Annotated in this window: 20 protein-coding genes; 9 read left to right on the forward strand and 11 right to left on the reverse strand. The window is 38.8% G+C overall.

All coding sequences use genetic code 11. The features are described 5' to 3' along the window. Positions 1-351: 351 nt before the first annotated feature. The 3 genes from dsbC to G322_RS0106160 all read left to right on the forward strand — a co-directional run bounded on the left by dsbC (position 352) and on the right by G322_RS0106160 (position 4,446). The gene (gene dsbC / locus G322_RS0106150; protein WP_022940934.1) at positions 352-1,089 is read left to right on the forward strand and encodes a bifunctional protein-disulfide isomerase/oxidoreductase DsbC; all 738 of its coding nucleotides are present in this window, start codon (positions 352-354) and stop codon (positions 1,087-1,089) included. Positions 1,090-1,280: 191 nt separating this feature from the next. Continuing rightward, entirely contained in the window at positions 1,281-3,008 is a 1,728-nt protein-coding gene (recJ, locus tag G322_RS0106155) for a single-stranded-DNA-specific exonuclease RecJ (RefSeq protein WP_022940935.1), read from the forward strand. A gap of 10 nt (positions 3,009-3,018) precedes the next feature. Beyond that, entirely contained in the window at positions 3,019-4,446 is a 1,428-nt protein-coding gene (locus G322_RS0106160) for a transporter substrate-binding domain-containing diguanylate cyclase (RefSeq protein ID WP_022940936.1), read from the forward strand. Positions 4,447-4,483: 37 nt separating this feature from the next. On the opposite strand, the gene trmL is transcribed toward G322_RS0106160, so the two are convergent. The 4 genes from trmL to G322_RS0106180 all read right to left on the reverse strand — a co-directional run bounded on the left by trmL (position 4,484) and on the right by G322_RS0106180 (position 7,930). After that, complete coding sequence (gene trmL, locus G322_RS0106165) at positions 4,484-4,948, reverse strand: tRNA (uridine(34)/cytosine(34)/5-carboxymethylaminomethyluridine(34)-2'-O)-methyltransferase TrmL (RefSeq protein WP_022940937.1); 465 nt, start codon at positions 4,946-4,948, stop codon at positions 4,484-4,486. A 305-nt stretch (positions 4,949-5,253) separates the two neighbouring features. Beyond that, on the reverse strand, positions 5,254-6,594 hold the full coding sequence (locus G322_RS0106170) for an ATP-binding protein (protein WP_022940938.1): 1,341 nt from the start codon (positions 6,592-6,594) through the stop codon (positions 5,254-5,256). Between the two features lie 154 nt (positions 6,595-6,748). Next, positions 6,749-7,147, reverse strand: coding sequence for a DUF1090 domain-containing protein (locus tag G322_RS0106175; RefSeq protein WP_022940939.1), 399 nt, complete (start codon positions 7,145-7,147; stop codon positions 6,749-6,751). A gap of 75 nt (positions 7,148-7,222) precedes the next feature. Beyond that, on the reverse strand, positions 7,223-7,930 hold the full coding sequence (locus G322_RS0106180; protein WP_022940940.1) for a response regulator: 708 nt from the start codon (positions 7,928-7,930) through the stop codon (positions 7,223-7,225). Positions 7,931-8,199: 269 nt separating this feature from the next. Here G322_RS0106180 and G322_RS0106185 point away from each other — a divergent pair, with 269 nt between their 5' ends. The 3 genes from G322_RS0106185 to cysE all read left to right on the forward strand — a co-directional run bounded on the left by G322_RS0106185 (position 8,200) and on the right by cysE (position 10,444). Further along, complete coding sequence (locus G322_RS0106185; protein ID WP_022940941.1) at positions 8,200-8,646, forward strand: Spy/CpxP family protein refolding chaperone; 447 nt, start codon at positions 8,200-8,202, stop codon at positions 8,644-8,646. Between the two features lie 68 nt (positions 8,647-8,714). Then, on the forward strand, positions 8,715-9,665 hold the full coding sequence (locus G322_RS0106190; RefSeq protein WP_022940942.1) for a cation diffusion facilitator family transporter: 951 nt from the start codon (positions 8,715-8,717) through the stop codon (positions 9,663-9,665). Further along, on the forward strand, positions 9,665-10,444 hold the full coding sequence (cysE, locus tag G322_RS0106195; RefSeq protein WP_022940943.1) for a serine O-acetyltransferase: 780 nt from the start codon (positions 9,665-9,667) through the stop codon (positions 10,442-10,444). Before G322_RS0106190 ends, cysE begins: the two co-directional genes overlap by 1 nt. Positions 10,445-10,447: 3 nt before the next feature. Here cysE and G322_RS0106200 read toward each other — a convergent pair whose 3' ends face one another. Then, positions 10,448-10,657 carry a DUF1653 domain-containing protein gene (locus G322_RS0106200; protein ID WP_022940944.1) on the reverse strand — a complete coding sequence of 70 codons (210 nt, stop codon included), beginning with the start codon at positions 10,655-10,657 and terminating at the stop codon, positions 10,448-10,450. 145 nt (positions 10,658-10,802) lie between these two features. Here G322_RS0106200 and G322_RS0106205 point away from each other — a divergent pair, with 145 nt between their 5' ends. Beyond that, the gene (locus G322_RS0106205; RefSeq protein WP_022940945.1) at positions 10,803-11,033 is read left to right on the forward strand and encodes a cell division protein ZapB; all 231 of its coding nucleotides are present in this window, start codon (positions 10,803-10,805) and stop codon (positions 11,031-11,033) included. Between the two features lie 240 nt (positions 11,034-11,273). Here G322_RS0106205 and rraA read toward each other — a convergent pair whose 3' ends face one another. From rraA to pyrB, 3 genes are all read right to left on the reverse strand, one after another. Beyond that, the gene (gene rraA / locus G322_RS0106210) at positions 11,274-11,777 is read right to left on the reverse strand and encodes a ribonuclease E activity regulator RraA (RefSeq protein WP_022940946.1); all 504 of its coding nucleotides are present in this window, start codon (positions 11,775-11,777) and stop codon (positions 11,274-11,276) included. Positions 11,778-11,860: 83 nt separating this feature from the next. Next, positions 11,861-12,319, reverse strand: coding sequence for an aspartate carbamoyltransferase regulatory subunit (gene pyrI, locus G322_RS0106215; RefSeq protein WP_022940947.1), 459 nt, complete (start codon positions 12,317-12,319; stop codon positions 11,861-11,863). A 4-nt stretch (positions 12,320-12,323) separates the two neighbouring features. After that, the gene (gene pyrB, locus G322_RS0106220; RefSeq protein WP_022940948.1) at positions 12,324-13,259 is read right to left on the reverse strand and encodes an aspartate carbamoyltransferase; all 936 of its coding nucleotides are present in this window, start codon (positions 13,257-13,259) and stop codon (positions 12,324-12,326) included. 114 nt (positions 13,260-13,373) lie between these two features. On the opposite strand from pyrB, the gene dacB reads away from it, so the two are divergent. Beyond that, entirely contained in the window at positions 13,374-14,840 is a 1,467-nt protein-coding gene (dacB, locus tag G322_RS0106225) for a D-alanyl-D-alanine carboxypeptidase/D-alanyl-D-alanine endopeptidase (RefSeq protein ID WP_022940949.1), read from the forward strand. 181 nt (positions 14,841-15,021) lie between these two features. Here the strand turns inward: dacB and G322_RS0106230 are convergent, their stop codons facing one another. From G322_RS0106230 to nagB, 3 genes are all read right to left on the reverse strand, one after another. Continuing rightward, positions 15,022-16,254 carry an ROK family transcriptional regulator gene (locus tag G322_RS0106230; protein WP_022940950.1) on the reverse strand — a complete coding sequence of 411 codons (1,233 nt, stop codon included), beginning with the start codon at positions 16,252-16,254 and terminating at the stop codon, positions 15,022-15,024. 156 nt (positions 16,255-16,410) lie between these two features. Beyond that, entirely contained in the window at positions 16,411-17,544 is a 1,134-nt protein-coding gene (nagA, locus tag G322_RS0106235) for an N-acetylglucosamine-6-phosphate deacetylase (protein WP_022940951.1), read from the reverse strand. Positions 17,545-17,782: 238 nt separating this feature from the next. Beyond that, complete coding sequence (nagB, locus tag G322_RS0106240) at positions 17,783-18,583, reverse strand: glucosamine-6-phosphate deaminase (RefSeq protein ID WP_022940952.1); 801 nt, start codon at positions 18,581-18,583, stop codon at positions 17,783-17,785. Between the two features lie 258 nt (positions 18,584-18,841). On the opposite strand from nagB, the gene nagE reads away from it, so the two are divergent. Continuing rightward, complete coding sequence (gene nagE / locus G322_RS0106245) at positions 18,842-20,332, forward strand: N-acetylglucosamine-specific PTS transporter subunit IIBC (protein WP_022940953.1); 1,491 nt, start codon at positions 18,842-18,844, stop codon at positions 20,330-20,332. Positions 20,333-20,346 lie beyond the last annotated feature (14 nt).

Consider the following 20,346-nt stretch of genomic DNA (forward strand, 5'->3'; position numbering starts at 1 on the left):
ATAAAATTTAATCAGTCGATAATAAAGTTTAACCACCCTGTAATATTGCTAGAGAATAGAGATTGATGGGATACAGTTCAGCACTGCCCTATAGGAAACCTTTTTATACCAAGGGCTATAATAAGCCGCCGGATTGATGAGGTAATAGGGGCGGAAATCCATCAGGGCTAGAGGCATCAGTGATACCTCATAAAAAAGCCGAATATATGGCTGCAATGCACTCTATTTCAACGATCAAAATTGTCTTGCAATCGGAGAGGGTCCATATATGGTATAATATTCAAAAAGATTGTGTCTGGGCAAAGTTCAGGCATAATCAGAGTTCTCTAATATTCAAAAACAGGCTTTATGATGCAACTTACTCCTTTCAAAAAAAGTGTTATTGGTGCGTTTGCACTGCTCGCTTTTAGCACTTCCTCTTTTGCTGTGATGGCGGACAAAGCGTCTATTGCCAGTATTACGACAAAATTGAATAGCTTAGATATTTTTATTACTTCTATTGAAGCTTCACCTGTTGACGGACTATATGAAGTTTTAACCAATCGTGGTGTTTATTATGTCAGTAAAAATGGGCAATTTTTAGTGCATGGTAGCATCTATGATTTAGACAATGAGATGCAGAATATTACCGAAGAAAGCCTGACGGTGTTGCGCCAAGAAAAGCTCAAAGCGTTTGAAAAAGATATGATCGTTTATAAAGCAGAAAACGAGAAACATGTGATCACGGTATTCACTGATACAAGTTGTGGTTACTGTCAGAAATTACATGCTGAGATGGCCGATTATAATAACTTCGGCATTACCGTGCGTTATTTAGCATTCCCGCGCGGTGGTATGCGTTCAAGTGCTTACAATACTATGGTGTCTATTTGGTGTGCTGACGACCCCAAATTAGCGATGGATAATGCAAAATCGCGTAAAAAAATCGAATCTAAAACCTGTAAAAACAGCGTCAAAGAGCAACATGAGTTAGGACAGTTCTTTGGTGTAACGGGGACACCTGCACTGATTTTAGAGGATGGCTCTTTGCAACCTGGTTATTTACCTGCTGATCGTCTGATTAAGATGTTAGAGCAAAAGAAAGGCTAAAAAATATTTTCGTTTTGTAAATGCTCAGGGCTAAGCCATTTATGCCTAGCTCAAGGCGAAAAAGCGTAATTTAATCATTTAAATGAGCATTTTCCAACGAAGAAATGGGCTTAAATGGCAACGGCCTGAGTAGTTACTTAATTTTTATTATAAACTGCACTTATATTCCCTATTATAAGTGCAGTTTTTTTATGTCTTCAATTCAAGTTAAAAATAGACCCCATGTTGATGCGGACTTTTTAAACCTTTCATGCTCTCCACTGTTGAAACAACTGTATGCCAACCGAGGCATCAAAAATGAAAGTGAATTAGATAACAGCACTAAAACATTGTTACATGCAAAGCAGTTAAAAGGGATCGATGTTGCCTGTGAACTTTTATATCAAGCATTGTTATGCTCGCGGAAAATAGTGGTGGTGGGTGATTTTGATGCTGATGGTGCAACCAGTACCGCACTGAGTATGCTGGCATTTCGTGCGTTAGGTTTTACCAATATCGACTACCTTGTACCTAATCGTTTTGATTATGGTTATGGTTTAACCCCTGAAACTGTTGATTTAGCCATTGCGAAAGGCGCACAGTTGATCATGACCGTGGATAACGGTATCTCAAGCATTAATGGTGTGGCGTATGCTAAAAAACAGGGCGTGCAAGTGTTAGTTACCGATCACCATCTTCCCGCAGCGCAACTGCCCGATGCGGATGCGATTGTAAATCCAAATCAACATGGCTGTACTTTCCCCAGTAAAAATTTAGCGGGCGTGGGTGTTGCTTTTTATCTAATGCTAGCACTGCGGAGTTACCTTGCTGAAAAAAACTATTTCGCGTCACAACCCACTCAGCAAGCGCCTAATTTAGCAAGCTTATTAGATATTGTTGCTCTTGGTACGGTGGCCGATGTGGTGCCACTCGATGCCAATAACCGCACGCTCGTGCAGCAAGGGCTTGCACGTATTCGAGCTGGCATTTGTCGCCCAGGTATTAGCGCGCTCATTAGTGTTGCCAAACGTAATCAAGCACAGTTGGTTGCCAGCGATTTAGGTTTTTCGTTAGGCCCAAGGCTGAATGCTGCAGGGCGTTTAGATGAGATGAGTTATGGGGTTGAATTACTGCTTTGTGATGACCCGATGCAGGCGAATATTATGGCCAATGAGTTAGATGCGCTTAATCAATCTCGCAGAGAAATAGAGCAAGGGATGCAAGAAGAGGCACTACAAACATTAGCGACGTTGAAGTTTGATGAGGAAAATATGCCCCATGCACTCTGTTTGTTTGATGCGCAGTGGCATCAAGGAGTCATTGGGTTAGTTGCATCACGTATTAAAGAGAAATACTACCGCCCGACCTTTGTTTTTGCGCAAGGCAATGAGGGTGAAATAAAAGCCTCTGCGCGCTCGATTCCCGGTATCCATATTCGTGATATATTGGATTTGGTGGATAAAAAAATCCCTGATGTTATTTTGAAGTTTGGTGGGCACGCGATGGCTGCCGGGTTATCCCTTAAAACGGGGGATTTTCAACTGTTTAGCGATACCCTTAATAGTGTGCTTTCTGAGCAGGTTGATGAGTCTATATTAACCAATGTATTACTCTCTGATGGGCAGTTAACTGGGCAGCAGCTTAGTTTAGAACAAGCGCAAGAGTTGCGTGAAGCCGGGCCGTGGGGACAAGCTTTTCCTGCACCGTTATTTGATGGTGAATTTACCATTTTACAACAGCGATTAGTGGGAGAAAAGCATCTAAAAATGGTGCTGGAATACGAGGGCAAGTCGATTGATGCGATTGCATTTAATGTTGATTTAAAAACGTGGCCAAATCCAATGGTAAAAAAGGTTTTCTGTGCCTATCGTTTAGATGTGAATGAATTTAGGGGTAACCGCACGGTGCAATTGTTAGTGGAGTTATTGATTGTTCAATAAAAGGATTTTTATGCGTTATTTTTTAATTACCGTTTTAAGCTTTTTTTTTAGCACAATACTCTTCGCATCGAGCAATGAAGCGGGCTTATTGTCGGAAACAAATATTGCTAATAGTAAAAATATAGCGCTTAAATTTACAGAGCAGGAGTTAACCTGGATAAAAGAAAATCCTCAGGTTACTTTAATTGGTGATCCCGCTTGGTTTCCTTTTGAAGGCTTTGATAAATCAAAACGTTATGTGGGTATTGTGGCTGAAGTATTAAACCTTATCACGCGTAAATCTGGTCTTATCTTTAATGTCAGTGAAACGGCTACATGGCAACACACCATACAGTTCTCAACAGAACAACCGGTTGACATTATCTCTGCAAGTCGTGCTAACCTTATTCTCAATAAGAATTATCGACCCACTTATTCTACGATTAAAAACCCTATTGTCATGATTGCGCGTGGAGACATGCATTATATTCCTGATTTAAATTCAGTTAAAAACCTGAGTATTGCTGTTATTTCTGATACGGGATATAGCCATATTATTAGGCAAACATACCCCAATGTTACCTTTATTAAAGTGGATTCGATTAATGATGCGTTATTAGGCGTTGCAAATGAGCAATACGATATTGTATTGATGAGTATGTCGGTGGCGAGTTACCAGATGGCAGAACTTGGTTTATATGAGTTACGTATCGTGGGTATTACGGATCTGGATATGGAGCTGACGCTGTTTGTTAATCGAGATAAACCGATATTGTGGGACATTATCAATAAAGTGAAATTACATGAAACAAAACAGGAACGTCATGAAATCCTCGCTAAATGGATAAAACATAAATACATCGACCGCTATTCTCCTGAAAAAATGCGTGTGCTAATGTTAGTGACTATCTTTTTTATTGGTTTTGTTTTTTATCGTAATCACTTACTTAAAAAGCAAGCGAAGGTATTAACTGAGCTTGCGCAAACGGATAAGCTGACCAATATCCACAACCGCCTTTACTTAGATAAAATATTGTTACAAACAACCGCGCAAAGCCTGCGTTATAAAAAAACCTTCAGTCTGATTATGATTGATATCGATTATTTTAAAGTGGTTAATGATAAATATGGTCATCTTGTTGGAGATGAAATGTTAGTGCAATTTTCACTATTAATTACTGACAATGTACGTAATAGTGATGTAATTGGGCGTTGGGGAGGTGAAGAGTTTTTAATAATTTGTCCTGAAACTAATCTGCAGGAAGCAAGCATACTGGCTGAAAAATTACGCGAGCAGGTTCAGCAAACTATTTTCTTGAATATTGGCAGAAAAACGGCGAGTTTTGGCGTCTGTGAATACCAAGCGAGTGAGTCGGTAGAGCTTTGTTTGGGGCGTGCAGATAAAGCGCTCTTTGTCGCAAAAAGAGCGGGACGTAATCAAGTAAAAGCTGAAGGTTAGGCGCAGGAAGGATTTTTATCCTTCCTACTTTCTCGTTTTAAACTGCGCCTGAGTAACCGAGTTGTCGCCATGCTTCATAAACAAACACGGAAACGGCATTGGATAGGTTCATTGAGCGACTTTCGGGTTGCATTGGAATACGCAGTTTTTGCTCCGCAGGCAGTGCTTCTAAAATTTCACTGGGTAAACCACGCGTTTCAGGGCCAAACAGTAAAACATCATTGCTTTCAAAACTTGCATTGCTATGAAATGTTGTGGTTTTGGTGGTACAAGCAAAAATACGTTTGCCTTTTACGACTGCTAAAAATGCATCATAATTTTTATGGTGTTGAATATTGGCAATCTCGTGGTAATCCAACCCCGCACGACGTACTCTTTTTTCATTAAAATCAAACCCTAATGGTTCAATTAGGTGCAACGCACAGCCTGTATTTGCACATAAACGAATAATAGCGCCAGTGTTTTGTGGAATTTCAGGTTCAAACAGTGCAATTTCAATCATGGTTTCTCAACATTTTTTATATAAGTTAATAGAATCACATACTTATGTAGCTGACTCGTTTTTTGTAAAAGTCTTTAAAACATCACCACCGAGGCGCTATACGAATAAAATGCTAAAACAGGTACGATATGTTTTTTATATTTTTCTTCTGTCGCTATGTGTCTCTGTGGTTAATTTTTTTATTTTTACGGAGTTAAGTGTCTAAGCATGTAGAATTAATAATTGTCCCGACTATTTATAATGTATTTTAGGTTTAAGCCGTGGGTAATTTAAATCATGGTTTCTCTGTTTTTTCATTAAGTAAATTAATTAAATCGGGGGAATTGTAAATGCATCGATACCTGATTACCAAGGTTATCTGCCCAAATTTTTCCACCATGTTTTAGCATTGCATTTTCAGCAATGCTTAACCCTAAGCCTGCACCACCGGTTTCCCTTTCTCGTGATTCATTAAGGCGATAAAAAGGGCGGAAAATGTTGCTCAGTTCACTCTCTGGAATAAGCTCACCATCGTTGCTGATAGTAAGGGTGATGGTATCCACTTTCATTTCAATCGTTACGCTAATTTGTTGTTGTGCATATTTAATGGCATTGCGAATAATATTTTCAATGGCGCGATAAGCGAGCTCTGGGTAGATATTGATTATATCCTCACTCAGTTTGGGATAATGAAATGATTTTCCACATTCATTTGCTTCAAACTGTGCATCAAGAAAGAGATCTTCTAAAAATTCATTAGCAGAAATGTTCTCCTTTTTGTCTTGATGTAATTGAATACGTGAAAGGTTTAACATTTCAGCAATCATCTGTTCCATGCGTTGTGCTTCTAATTCAATACGTTGCAACTCTTTTGTTTCGCCTGTATGTTTTTTGGTAATAGCCAGTGCAAGGATTAAACGGGTCAGGGGAGAACGCAGCTCATGAGAGATATCACTTAATAAGCGCTGTTGGTTATTCAGCATGTTTTTTAGTGAGTTAACCATTAGTTGCATCGATCTAGCCAGACGAGTGATCTCATCACTGTGTTTTATTTCAGGGAAAGGGGTGGTGAGATCTCCTCGGGCGACCTTAATAGAAGCATCACTTAGTTTGCGTAAAGGTTGGGTTAAATGCCATGCTAAAAAAGCACAAATAGGCATGCTGATAATGAGTGCGGTCAGTAATAACAACAGTGGGTGGTCAAGTAACCATTCTACTAATTCGAGGGTTCTTTTTTGGTTTGGAATCGATACATAGATAAGTAGTGGTTGATTGTCATGCTGTATCAGGGCTGGGCCAAAATAGGTTTTAAAGGTATTTATCTTTTTTAGCGGATTTTCATGGGATTGGCTATCAAGTACAAATTGTCGCATTTTACGTGGTGTACGATGATTCACTAAACGTCCATAAAGATCGGTTAAGTAGATCTGACGTGAGTTATCTTTTGAAATCAAACGTAATATCGATTGACTGCTCAGCATCGGATTTTTGTCAATTAGTTTAGTAATATAGCGGGTTTGTTTATTTAGATCTTCAAGATCACTACTGGTGATCGCTTGCAACTGTCTACCATCTAGATTTGGTAATAAGATAAGTGCGCTGATAAGTAGGGATATTAATAACCAGAAGGCGCCAAATATTTTACTAAAGAGTGAGTTCCATTGCACAATATTATCCTTTACTGCATAAAAAAAGCACCACCGTGGTGATGCTCTTTTATCGCATATTAATGCGTCGCAGACAAGTTTTCTTGAGCTAACTGTGTAAACACCTGTTAGATATGGGGAACTAATTGCTCCTCAAATCCGCTTATAAAGTGATTTATTGTAATGTTTTTAACTTTACTTTAATTTTTTCTTCTGCGATCTTGTCATTATATTTTCTGGTTTTTTTAGGCTTCTCATCATCTTTAGCCTTTTTCAGATCATTTTCGTACTCTAATATTTCTTCTTTAACTTCTGATATTTCAGAGATTAAATCTTCTACAAGTGACTTCGTACTACAGTTTGATTTTGACGCTTTAAGTGCAATATTTAATCCATCAACTTTAGCGTTGTTATCTTTACTTTCAGCAATCGTTATTTGCTTTTCAATTTCACACAACTTCTTCTCACAACCGATATATTCTTTACACTCAAGAGAAGAGGCAAATGTTATTTTTATATTTCCAAGCACTGCAGCTGAAATGATTAAAGGTGATACCTTGAATAATTTGTTCATGAGGAATATCCAATCGTTTCAGGTATAAAGCTAACATTGCATTTATGTGTCTTTGTTGTTTTTTTATTTTATATACTAGCTAGCCGCTGATAAATTTTCTTCACCATCTAACCACATATAACCACGGCCTCTAAAGTTTTTTACACGGGTTTGACCATCTAATCTTGTTGGTAATTTGCGACGAATGTTACTTAGGTGCATATCAATGCTGCGATCAAAAGGCTGTAGTTTTTTCCCTAGTACCTCTTCGCTAAGCTCTTCTTTGGAAAATAGCTCCCCCGGATGAGTTAGAAATTTTTCCAGTAAAAGTAACTCAGTGCCTGTTAATTCAATGGTAAAGTCTTGGCAAATCGCTTGTTGCTGAGCGGGAAATAGTTCAATATCTAAGTGCGATATTTTATTAGCTGTGTTGCTGTTTTTATATTGAGTACGACGTAAAATAGCACGGATGCGTGCAAGTAGTTCACGCTCACTAAACGGTTTAGCAAGATAATCATCAGCACCCATTTCAAGGCCTAATACCTTATCTATCTCATCACCTTTTGCGGTTAGCATTAAAACAGGCGTATCATTTTTTTGGCGTAACAGTTTTAACATATCAAAACCATTCATACGTGGCATCATTACATCGAGTAAAATTAGGTCATATTCAGCTGTTAATGCTTTCTGTAAACCTTTTTCACCATCGGGCGCAGTATCGACATTAAAGTTTTCGAGTAATAAAAATTCAGCAAGCAGAGAAACAAGTTCTTTGTCATCATCAATTAAAAGAAGATTTTTCATAGTGTGGCCTTATTGTTATGCCCCTGCATAAGTATAAGTCACTTACGAGAGGTTAGAATAAAATTAAGTTCATCTCTAATTCAAATCCATTCGTAGTCAAGAGGTGTGATGTATGTTTTTTTGATGTGGCTATTAAACACTGTTTCTATTGATAATGTAATCTGATTTACACTTCTTTACACTACTTTAGCTACAATTGGCTCTATTATTTAGTAATTGTTTTATACTCTATCCATCCCATGTTAATTATAAAATACAGGTGATTTAAAATGTATGCGTTATTAAGAAATATGATTGTTGCTACGGTGATATTGCCACTTACATTTTCAATCGCTTATGCTCAGGGTGGGCAAGGAGGTGCGCATCAAATGCCACTAAAGGGGATGTTAAAGCAGTTAGCGTTAACGGCAGATCAACAAACTGAAATTAAAAAAATTATGCAATCATCTCGAAGTGAGATGAAGCAAAATGCGAATAAAGGCAGTTTTCATCGTGCTAAAATGGTAATTATAAAAGCAGATAAATTTGATGAAAATCAAGCGAGTGCTTTAATTGATAGCATGCAATCGATGAAAAAAACCAAAACGATGAACAGGATACAGATGGTGCATGAGATTTATCATTCACTTAGTCGTGAGCAACAAGCCAAGATGAATCTTCTTTTTGAGCAACATTATCAGAAGCAGCAAAATAGAGGCAAAGGTAAAAACAAATAAAAGATAGCCTCTTCTATTTAGCTAGATATAATAACATCTTCATAACATAATATTTTGAAGGTATTATTTTGCAAAAAAAATTAACTAAAGCGGAGTATGGACGCTTAGTCAATCAGGCTGGGCGTGTTGCGATTGTAGCTGCTTCCTTATTGATCATCGTTAAGTTATTCGCTTGGTTTATGACTGGCTCATCAAGCATTTTAGCCGCATTAACCGATTCATTGATGGATGTGACCACCTCTATTATCAACCTTTTTGCTATTAAAATTGCCTTGCAACCAGCAGATGAAGATCATCGTTTTGGTCATGGTAAAGCGGAAAGTTTAGCAGGACTTGCACAAGCTGCTTTCATCTCTGGCTCCTCTATTCTTTTAATGTTGACGGGTATTTCTGCACTGATTAACGGTAATCAAATTAATGCTTCTAATATTGGTATTGCAGTGATGGTTTTCTCGGTATTAGTGACCATGGCACTGGTTACTTTTCAAACGCATATCGTTAAAAGAACAGGAAGTTTGGCAATTAAAGCCGATTCGATGCACTATCGTACAGATATCTTTATGAATGGTGCTGTGTTACTTGCACTCATTTTAGCGGGAATTGGTTGGCATTGGGCTGATGGCTTGTTTGCCATTGCGGTGAGTGTTTATATTTTACATGGTGCATGGGAGATTGGATCTCAATCGGTGGATGCATTAATGGATAAGCAACTGCCTAAGTCTGATGAAGAATTAATTATTAAAACAGCTTATCAAATTGAAGATGTCCGTGGCGTACATGATTTACGTACTCGCCAATCGGGTAATACAAAATTTATCCAATTACATTTAGAGTTAGATGATGATCAGAGTTTGTTTGAAGCACATGGAAAAGCAGATAAACTAGAGATCGAATTAGAGAAGCATTTTCCACATGCCGATATTTTAATCCACTTAGATCCACTCTCAGTGGTACCAATCGGAAAAAAAATGTTTAGCCTGGAAAAAAAATCTGAACATAGCGCAAAGGATAACGACTAATGCAAGCAGAGCAACAACAATTATGGAAGAAGATCCGCGAGGAAGCGTGGGTAAGCTCTGAAAATGAGCCAATATTAGCCAGTTTTTTTCATTCAACTATTTTAAATCACAGTAACTTTAAATCTGCCTTGAGTTATCAACTTGCAAATCGTTTAGATAGTCATACTATGCCCGCTATTTTAGTGCGTGAAGTGATTGAAGAGGCGTTTTTAAAGTCACCCGATATTCTAAATGCTGCCATGGCTGATATTATTGCCGTGCAGGAACGCGATCCCGCCGTTGAAGATTTTTCAATTCCACTTTTATACTTAAAAGGTTTTCATGCGATTCAGGTATACCGTATTGCGCATTGGTTATGGAATGAAAAGCGTGTGCCACTTGCACTCTATCTTCAAAACAGAAGTTCAGAGCTGTTTGGTGTGGACGTGCACCCCGCAGCGCGCATCGGTAAAGGCATTATGTTTGACCATGCAACAGGCGTGGTGGTGGGTGAAACGGCTGTGATTGAAGATAATGTCTCTATATTGCAAGGTGTTACCCTGGGTGGTACGGGTAAAGATTGTGGTGATCGCCATCCTAAAATACGCGAAGGGGTAATGATTGGTGCGGGTGCGAAAGTATTAGGTAATATCGAAATTGGTATGGGCGCTAAAGTGGGTGCGGGCAGTGTAGTTTTAGAGCCTGTACCTGCACACACTACCGTTGCAGGTGTGCCTGCTAAAATAGTGGGAAGACCCTCTTGCGATATGCCATCCCTCTCTATGGAGCAGAACATTTAATTTTTAAGCTTCAATAAATTTAAAGCGGGGTTGCATGGCTCCGTTTGTACTTACCGGCTCAATAAACATTTCAAGTGGTCTTACCCAGAGAGCCTGCTCGCCGTATAAAGGACGATAAACAACCATTTTTTCTTCTGTTTCACTGTGTGTCGCGATACCTTCGACCTGATAAAAACTGCCTTTATAGTGTTGATATTTGCCAAGCTTGATCATCTGTTTCTCATTTATGAGGGGAAAAGAGAGTAAAAGAGTAACATGTTGGCTTTTATTTTCCTAAATCAAAAACAATGGTTGAATAAGCACTTAGGAATGCTTATTCTCACTATCATATATTGATATTTTTTAAAGGGGCGCATTCATGACATTAGAACTATTAGAAAAATTAGAAGGTAAAGTTCAAAACGCGGTAGATACTATTGCTTTATTACAGATGGAAGTTGAAGAGTTAAAAGAAGATAAAAAAACACTTTCAGAAAAAACAGAGCAACTGCAATCAGAGAACGATAAACTGACCGAAGAGCATCAACAGTGGCAGTCTCGTTTAAGTGCATTAGTGGGTAAAATTGAAGAAGCTGAAGAAGCAATGTAACTCTTTTTCACTTCCACAAAAAAGCCCAATCAATATTATTATTGATTGGGCTTTTTATACCAATTGGATTAAGTATGTGATCTAAATTTTGCGCAGGAAAAATAGCTTAATTCAAGGCGAAAGTTGACGTAAATGGTTGTTCCCTTTACGAAACTTACAACGAAGAAGTAAGTTGTTTTAACCAGTAAAATAGATCAGCTATTTATTCCGACTGGTATTATTACGATATTTTTAAATTATCTATTCTGTCTCTTCTAAATCATCAACTTCTAATGGCTCAGGGGAGATAACAATACCTGTGCTATCGGCATAAAGGATATCTTCTGGTAGAAAGCTTACGCCTGCAAAATTAACCGGGACATTAAGTTCTCCTATTTCACTGTCTTCAGCGCCAACGGGTATGGCTGTAATCGCTTGGATACCGATATCTAACTCTTCTAGTGCATCTATTTCACGTACACAACCATTGACCACTAAACCTTCCCAGCCATTTTCAACAGCAAGCTCGGCAATGTTGGCGTTAATCAGTGCGCGACGTAGTGAACCACCGCCATCAATCAGTAATACTTTTCCTGCCCCATTTTCTTCAAGGGTCTTGTAGATAAGGCCGACAGATTCAAAGCATTTAATGGTGACAACTTCACCCGCAAAAGAGTTACGTCCACCAAAGTTAGTTAATAGAGGCTCAACCACATCAATGGTTTCAGCATAAATGTCACAAAGTAAAGAGGTATTATAATTCATGAGTGGCTCACCTATAGTTTTTAAAAGAATACTTTTGAGTATAAACGTAACCTACTAATTTACAATTATGTTTTAATGAAAAATTAATCTAGCTCATTAAAAAATGAGCGCACAAATGACTTTTCACAATAATGGCACTTTAGTTTTAGCTCATTGCGGTTATTAACATAAAACTGGGTATTAACCGGCTCGTTATGGCTAATGCAATTACTGTTTGGGCAAGCTAATACACCAACAAAGGCATCGGGTAGTTGCACCTTAAACTTATTAACCACTTTAAAGTTTTTAATTTGATTGATAGTGGCATCAGGGGCAAACAGTGCTAATTGGTTTGCTTGCTCGTCACTGATAAAAGTATTTTCTACCTTTATAAGATCTTTGCGCAGGCCATTTTTTTTATTGAGGTTTAATCCGACCGTAATTTTTTCATTTGCTTGTGCTAACTTAAAAAACTTTAATATCTTGAGCCCTTGCTGTGCAGGGATATGATCGATCACTGAACCATTTTGAATCGCTTCAACCTGTAATTTATGATTGCCCATAATTTTAAACCTCTGCTTGAAAATGGTTAGTTAATAGGAGTGCTAATAGCGCTTGGCGTGCGTAAACCCCATTTTGAGCCTGCTGAAAATAATAAGCGTAAGGCGTGTCATCAACATCTTGTGCTATCTCATCGATGCGCGGTAGCGGGTGTAATACTTTTAAATTATCACGCACATTGTTTAGCATTGAGGCCTTTAATAAAAAAGCAGATTTGATATGTTGATACTCGGTTTCATCAAAACGCTCTTTTTGCACGCGGGTCATATATAAGACATCAAGTGAATCAATGACCTCTTCAATACTGCTATGCACTGAGTAGTTGATGCTTTTATCGTTTAGCTCTTCCAAAATATAATCAGGCATCGCCAGTGCATCGGGCGCAATAAAAAACAGGTTACAGTTAAACTGCGATAACGCCTGAGCTAAAGAGTGTACCGTACGTCCATATTTTAAATCCCCTACAAAGGCGATATTGAGGTTATCTAAGGTGCCTTGTGTTTCATAGATAGTAAAAAGGTCTAACAGTGTTTGTGTTGGGTGTTGATTAGCGCCATCGCCACCGTTAATCACAGGAATATCGCTAAACTCTGAGGCTAAACGTGCAGCACCCTCTTGTGGGTGGCGCATAAAAAAAGCGTCTGCGTAGGAGCTGATTACTTTAACGGAGTCCGCTAAGGTTTCACCTTTTTGAGCCAGTGAAGTATTGCCGCCACTATCAAAACCGATAATACTGCCACCTAAACGCTGCACGGCGGTCTCAAAAGAGAGGCGGGTACGTGTGGAGGCTTCAAAAAAACAGCTGGCTATTACTTTGTTTTTTAGTAGTTTTGGCTGTGGATTTTGTTTTAATGATTTTGCAGTTTGTACGATAAGCTCAAGGTCGCTACGGGTTAAATCAGCGATAGAGATAATATTTTGTTGGTATAGCGGGTTATTCATTGTTTTAGACTCATGGTTAACCTGTGAAGATGTTAAATTATAACATTTTAATGTTTGAATTCTTTAACTGTTTTCGCTTATGATGCAGAATATTTTGTTTTTGGAATCTGGCTAATGTTAACGCGTCTTATCTTTATTTTCTCTCTGCTCTTCTCTATCAACAGTGTTGCTAATGAATGGCAAGCACTGCATCCGTTATTACCCAAAGGTACACAGTTTTCCTATATGGTGGTTGATGCCAATAGTCAAAAAGTATTAGCGCAATACCAGCAAGAGACACTACGTACGCCCGCCAGTATGCAAAAACTATTAACTGCAACGGCTGCCAAACTACATTTAGGGGGCGATTTTCGTTATCAAACCGAGTTGGTTGGGAAAAAATTAGCGATTAACAAACAGGTTTATCAAGGTGATCTACGTTTGAATTTTGTCGGTGACCCAACACTTACACGTGCTGATCTTGGTCAGATGTTGCGCACTTTGAAAAAGTTAGGCATAAAAAAAATAGCCGGTGATTTTATCTTAAATGATAGTCACTTTAATGGGTATCAGTGGAGTAATGGGCAAGCTTGGAACGATTTAGGGGTTTGTTATACTGCGCCATCGAATGCGATTATTGTTAATAAAAATTGCGTACTGGGTAATTTAAGTCTTGCTAACAAAAATGCAAAAAAAGCGACACTGTATATTCCCAATTATGAGCCCGTTGCCATTACCGCAGATGTTGATGTGGTGACAAAAAAGCAACAAGAAACGCAGTTTTGTGCCTTAGAAGTGATGCGTAATAGTCAAAATAGTTATCACCTTTGGGGCTGCATGGTGCCACGTAATCGGCCCTTTGGTTTGGCGTTTTCGGTAAATGATCCGTTTCAATATAGCGCGGGTATCATCAATGCGGAGTTGGACAAATTAGGCATAAAACTCACTGGCAAGGTACGTTTAGAAAGTATTATCTTAGAAAATGAAAATAGTGATATTTTCGCTTATTATCAATCCCCACCGTTAGATGAGCTGTTAACGGTAATGATGAAAAAGTCAGATAACTTGATTGCGGATAGTCTCTTTAAAACAATTGGTGCGAGTTATTTTCAGCGTGCTGGAAATTTTAGAAATGGCGCTCAAGCGGTTAAAGCGATTTTAGCGGAGCAGGGCGTATCATTAGAAAATGCTTATTTAGCCGATGGCTCTGGGTTATCACGTCACAATTTAATGAGTGCTGAGTTATTTATGTCGGTACTGCAGTTTGTTTATAAAAACGATGTTCAGTTTAATCTTTTATCGAGTTTCTCAATTGCAGGCATTGATGGCACGCTGAGATATCACAAAGGGGTGCGTGGCAAACAGTTTAAAGGCAAAGTCATTGCTAAAACAGGTTCGATGAAAGGGGTGGCTAATCTATTAGGTGTGGTGAAAAGTAATCAGGGTGATCGCCTATTTGTACTGATTCTAAATGGTTATAACAAACCTGAATCAGCATTAGTTTCGCAACTTATTCGTGATAAGAAAGCCTCTAAATACCGCTTTGAAAATGCTTTTTTTGAGACAATATTAAACTCACCAACAGTTAAAAAGTCGCAATAGATAGGTTTTGTACCTTTTACTTCGCCAAAAAAACAATTAACCACAGAGGCACAGTGTTAAAGAAGGAAAATATAAAAAACGTATAACGGCTATTTTAATTTTTCTTCGTGTAGTGCCTTTTTGCCTTCGTGGTAGTGTGTTTTTGGTTTTACAAAAAATAGGAGTCAACTACATAGGTATGTTAGTTTTTAATGTTTATCTTTTGTAAAAGATCTCCCTCGTAGATCGCTTTCTTAATGAGTGCGAATGAGGCGATGGTAGAATTTGGCTGTAATTCTGTTGCTTGTATAATTACTTTTTTGTGAAAATCAGGCAGGGATTGGTGTACAATGCATTGTTGAATTGCGCTGAATAGGGTGTTTTTTGCCGTGGTTATTTTACCAGAGATAACTATTTTTTCAGGGTTTAGAATATTGACTAAAATGGCAATGGTTTTCCCTAAATAGCTTGCCGCTTCTGAGACTATCTTCTCACAAAGGGGATCACCACTGGCTGCCGCTAGGTATATATCTTCAATATTTAATGTTTTGTTATTAAATGGTGCTACTTCACCATTTTCTATTGCTATTTGTACTTTTTCTACAATAACCGTATCGCTGACCTCTGTTTCAAGGCAACCAAAATTCCCACAATGGCACTGTTTTCCTGTTGGGTTTACCTGTATATGACCAATTTCACCTATATTACAGTTTACGCCTAATAGCGCTTTACCCTGCATGATAATGCCTGATCCTACGCCGTGGTGGATACTAATCACAATCGAGTCTTGGCTCTGTTGTGTTGCGCCAAAGTAGTGTTCAGCAAGGGCAAGTGCGCGGGTATGATTGCCAATAAAGGTAGGGATATTAAAGGCTTGTTCAATTACTTGCACCAGTGGAAAGTTATTGAGCCCATTCAGCTCGGTATAAATAATCTTGCCTTGTTGTGGGTTAATTAAGCCTGATAGGGTGATTGATATTGCTGATATACTGTTGCCTTGTTGTAATTCATCATCTATTAAACTTTTTATTTCTCGACGCAGTAAGCTAATAAGTGACTCACCCTTTTTATCTTCAATATTGAAGCGTTTATCAATTGATTTTTTTCCTGCTAGATTATAATGACTGATGGAGAGAAACTTACGGCCTATCTTGGCCGCGATAACATAAATTTTTTGTGAGTTTGGTGCAAGCGAGATTGCGCAACGCCCACCTGTAGAGGGTTGTCGCTCTGTCTCTGTGATGATGCCTTTTTCAATGAGATGGCGCGTAATTTTAGTCACACTCGCTGGCGCAAGCTGACTTACTTTAGCTATTTTCACACGGGAGATAGGTGCATGTTGTTCAATAACTTTGTAGATAGTCGCGCAGTTAACTTGTTTGATGTGGTCAATATTAGCAATGGTAGATATCATCTTTGAGCTTGTCTGTTGCATCTGAAACCCATCCTAGGTCTTATTTATTTACAAAAATATTGGTAACGGTTTTATTTTAAAGTGGAACTTTAGTCCTAGTTTTTATTTTGTATAAAACCAAAAATAAAGTCTCATTGCCACTACTAAGGAGAACGTGAGACTTTAGCGATGCTATTTTTACGATGCTTTATAAACACCATTTACAACGGTTGCTGTTACTTTGTAATCGTTGTTGAAAATTGCAAGGTTAGCAACTTTGCCCACTTTAATGCTTCCTAGTCTATTGTCAACCGAGATCGCTTTTGCTGGGTAAAGCGTTGCCATGCGAATTGCTTCTTTTAGTTCCACACCAACAAACTTTACCGTTTGTTCAATCGATTCAATCATGGTTACCGCAGAGCCTCCTAATGTACCGTCTGTACCCAAGCATTTACCCTCTTTGTAAAATACCGTGGTACCTACAAAATCAAATGAATCAATATTTGCACCCGCTGGGGCGGTTGCATCCGTGACTAAAAAAAGTTTTTCACCCATGATTTTTTTAGAGATACGTACATTTTCGTAAGCCACATGGAAACCATCAACAATCACACCGGCATAAATGTCGTTATCGTAGATTGCGCCAACCACACCGGGTTCGCGACCTGCAATCGCAGACATTGCATTAAATAGGTGAGTTGCACAACTTACGCCGTTATCAATCGCTACTTTTGCTTGTGCGTACGTTGCATTGGTATGACCCATTGAAACTACAATATTGCTCTCACTGAGTTGTTTGATAACGGCGATGGGACTATTTTCTGGTGCAAGCGTTAACATGCTGACGATATCGCTATTTTCACAGATAATTTCAATCATGGCAGCATCGGGTTTACGAATAAACTCTGGACGGTGGATACCTTTTTTCTCAATGCTTAGGTAAGGACCCTCTAAATGTAAACCTAATACCTCGTTGGGTGTTTTATCCATGTAATGACGTGTGACTTTTAACATACGTTTAATGCCTTCGTCGGCATCAGTAATAAAAGTTGGCAGGTAGCTGGTTGTGCCTGATTTTAAGTTGGTAGCTTGCATGATTTTAAGCGTTTCTTGTGTTTCTGCACCGTTAAGCATCACGCCACCACAACCATTAAGTTGTAAGTCGATAAAACCAGGGCTGAGATTTGCGCCATTTAGGTCAATTTTTTTTATGTTTGAATCAAGATCTGAAGCGACAACGATATTTTTGATAAGATCGTTTTCAATAATAACAGCGTGGTCTGTTAAAACTGCTTCTGTTGTGTAGATGGTACAGTTGGTCAATGCGTACATTTTGGAACCCTTTGAAGGGAGAGGGGGCGATAATTAGTAGGGCCAAAACCCAATCCCCTATCGGCGGTAAAAAGTAACAATGGAAGTGGGACTTTCGTTCTGCCTTGTTTGTGTTCTTTGTAAAATCAAAATAGGCGAAACTAAAAAAAGGGTTCGCAGAGCTTACCCGCTCAGTAAACTGAACTGTCGTTCAATTCGCTATCACTTCCAAACACATGGTTTTAAATCATGTGCCGTTTTATAGGTTACCGATGTTATCAGCTTCTAGCTCAGTGAAGTACTTAAGTGTTTTCACTTTAAGCTCCATGGTTGAACCTGTATCACAAGCGATAATCGATTTTGGGTGAAGCTGCAACGCAGAAACTGTCCATAAGTGATTTACACTGCCTTCAACCGCAGCTTCTAGTGCAAGTGCTTTGTTATGCCCAGTGACCAGAATTAAAATTTCTTGTGCATCAAGTAAAGTACCGACACCAATAGTCAGTGCTGATTTTGGTACTTGGTTGATATCGTTATCAAAGAAACGCGAGTTTGCAATGCGTGTATCTGCCGTGAGTGTTTTGATGCGTGTACGAGATGCGAGTGAAGACGCTGGTTCATTAAATGCAATATGGCCATCAATGCCGATGCCACCTAAAAATAGGTTGATTTGACCGTAGCTTTTGATTTTGTCTTCGTAACGTTGACATTCTGCTTCTAAATCATCGGCAAGGCCATTAAGTAAGTTGATGTTTTTTTCTTGAATATCAACATGGCTGAAAAAGTTGCTGTGCATGAAGTTGTAGTAGCTTTCGGGATGTGAAGGTTCGATACCTACATATTCATCCATATTAAAAGTAACCACATTAGCAAAACTTACTTCACCCGCTTTATGCAATTCAATTAAACGCTTGTAAGTTGCAAGCGGTGTGCCGCCTGTTGGTAAACCTAAAACAAAAGGACGCTCAGCTGTCGGTGCAAATTTATTGATAGTATTAACAATGTAACGAGCAGACCAAAGGCCAACATCCGGTGCTGTAGCAAGAGGGATTAAACGCATTTTCTTCTCCAAGATTCCAGTAAATAATATAGTTAATGTGTAGCGTAAATTAAGTTTGTATAACTTACCACCACATTTTCAATAAAAATCCCATTATAGTTGATTATCATCACAAAATAGTTTGTTTTGATTTGCGTAGGGTTAGAAAGTCTTTACAGTCAGGGAGAGATTTGTTTAACCGCTTGCTTTCTCGATGTTGTTAAATAGATCCAAAAAATTATAAATTAGACGAATAATCAAACTTTAGGAGAGTTAATAGTGAATATTCTTGGTTACATGCAAAAAGTAGGTAGAGCCTTAATGGTTCCCGTTGCTGTTTTACCAGCAGCCGCAATTTTAATGGGTATCGGTTACTGGATTGATCCCAATGGTTGGGGTGGTGATTCTGCTGTGGCTGCATTTTTAATTAAAGCAGGTGCGGCTGTAATTGATAACATGGCATTGCTCTTTGCAGTGGGTGTTGCTTACGGTATGTCTAAAGACAAAGATGGTGCAGCTGCACTTTCTGGTTTAGTGGGTTGGTTAGTGGTAACAACACTACTTTCTCCGGGCGCTGTGGCGCAAATTTCAGCTGGTTTCCCTGAAGCACTGAAAAGCTTAGTATTAAATAGTGATGGCTCTGTACCATTTGCATTTAATAAAATTCAAAACCAATTTGTTGGTATCTTAGTGGGTATTATCTCCGCTGAACTTTACAATAAATTCTCAAGTGTTGAATTACATAAAGCACTGGCATTCTTCTCTGGTCGCCGTCTTGTACCTATCATCGTCGCGGCTGTGATGATCGGAGTATCATTCGTACTGATGATCCTTTGGCCTCTGATTTTTGGTGGACTACAACACTTCGGTGAAACAATTGCTGGATTGGGTGAAGTAGGTGCGGGTATCTACGCATTCTTTAACCGTCTACTGATTCCTGTTGGCCTTCACCATGCACTTAACTCCGTGTTCTGGTTTGATGTTGCAGGTATTAATGATATCCCTAACTTCTTAAGTGGTCAGTCTGGTATCGATGCAGGTACAGCTATCCTAGGTAAAACAGGTATGTACCAAGCGGGTTTCTTCCCCATCATGATGTTTGGTCTACCAGGTGCTGCATTTGCTATCTACACAGCTGCAAAACCTGAAAATAAAGAGAAAGTAGCTTCTATTATGGGTGCTGCTGCACTTGCTTCTTTCTTTACGGGTGTAACAGAGCCTCTTGAATTCTCGTTCATGTTCGCCGCACCGCTACTTTATGTGATTCATGCATTGTTAACAGGTATTTCAGTTTACTTTGCTGCTAGCATGCAATGGATGGCTGGTTTTGGTTTCTCAGCAGGTCTTGTGGATATGGTTCTTTCTTCACAAAATCCTCTTGCTAAACAGTGGTACATGTTAATTGTTCAAGGGTTTGCATTCTTTGCTATTTACTACTTTATCTTCCTCGCGCTAATTAGAGGCATGGATCTTAAAACGCCAGGTCGTGAAGATGAAGAAGAAAATGCACCAAAAGTATCTGTTGCTAAAGAAGATGCGAATGAGTTAGCGGGTCAATACGTTGCTGCGCTTGGTGGTAAAGATAACCTTGAAGTGATTGATGCTTGTATTACACGTCTACGTCTTACCTTAAAAGACCGTAGTATAGTCAGTGAAGCTGAACTTAAAGCATTGGGTGCAATGGGTGTTGTTAAGCTTGGCGAAAATAACCTACAGGTTATTATCGGTCCACAAGCAGAAAGCATTGCTAATCGTATGAAAGCGTTATAAATAAATGGCTGAAC

Origin of the sequence: Psychromonas hadalis ATCC BAA-638 (assembly GCF_000420245.1) — a bacterium.
In the GTDB taxonomy this organism is placed as follows: Bacteria; Pseudomonadota; Gammaproteobacteria; order Enterobacterales; family Psychromonadaceae; genus Psychromonas; species Psychromonas hadalis.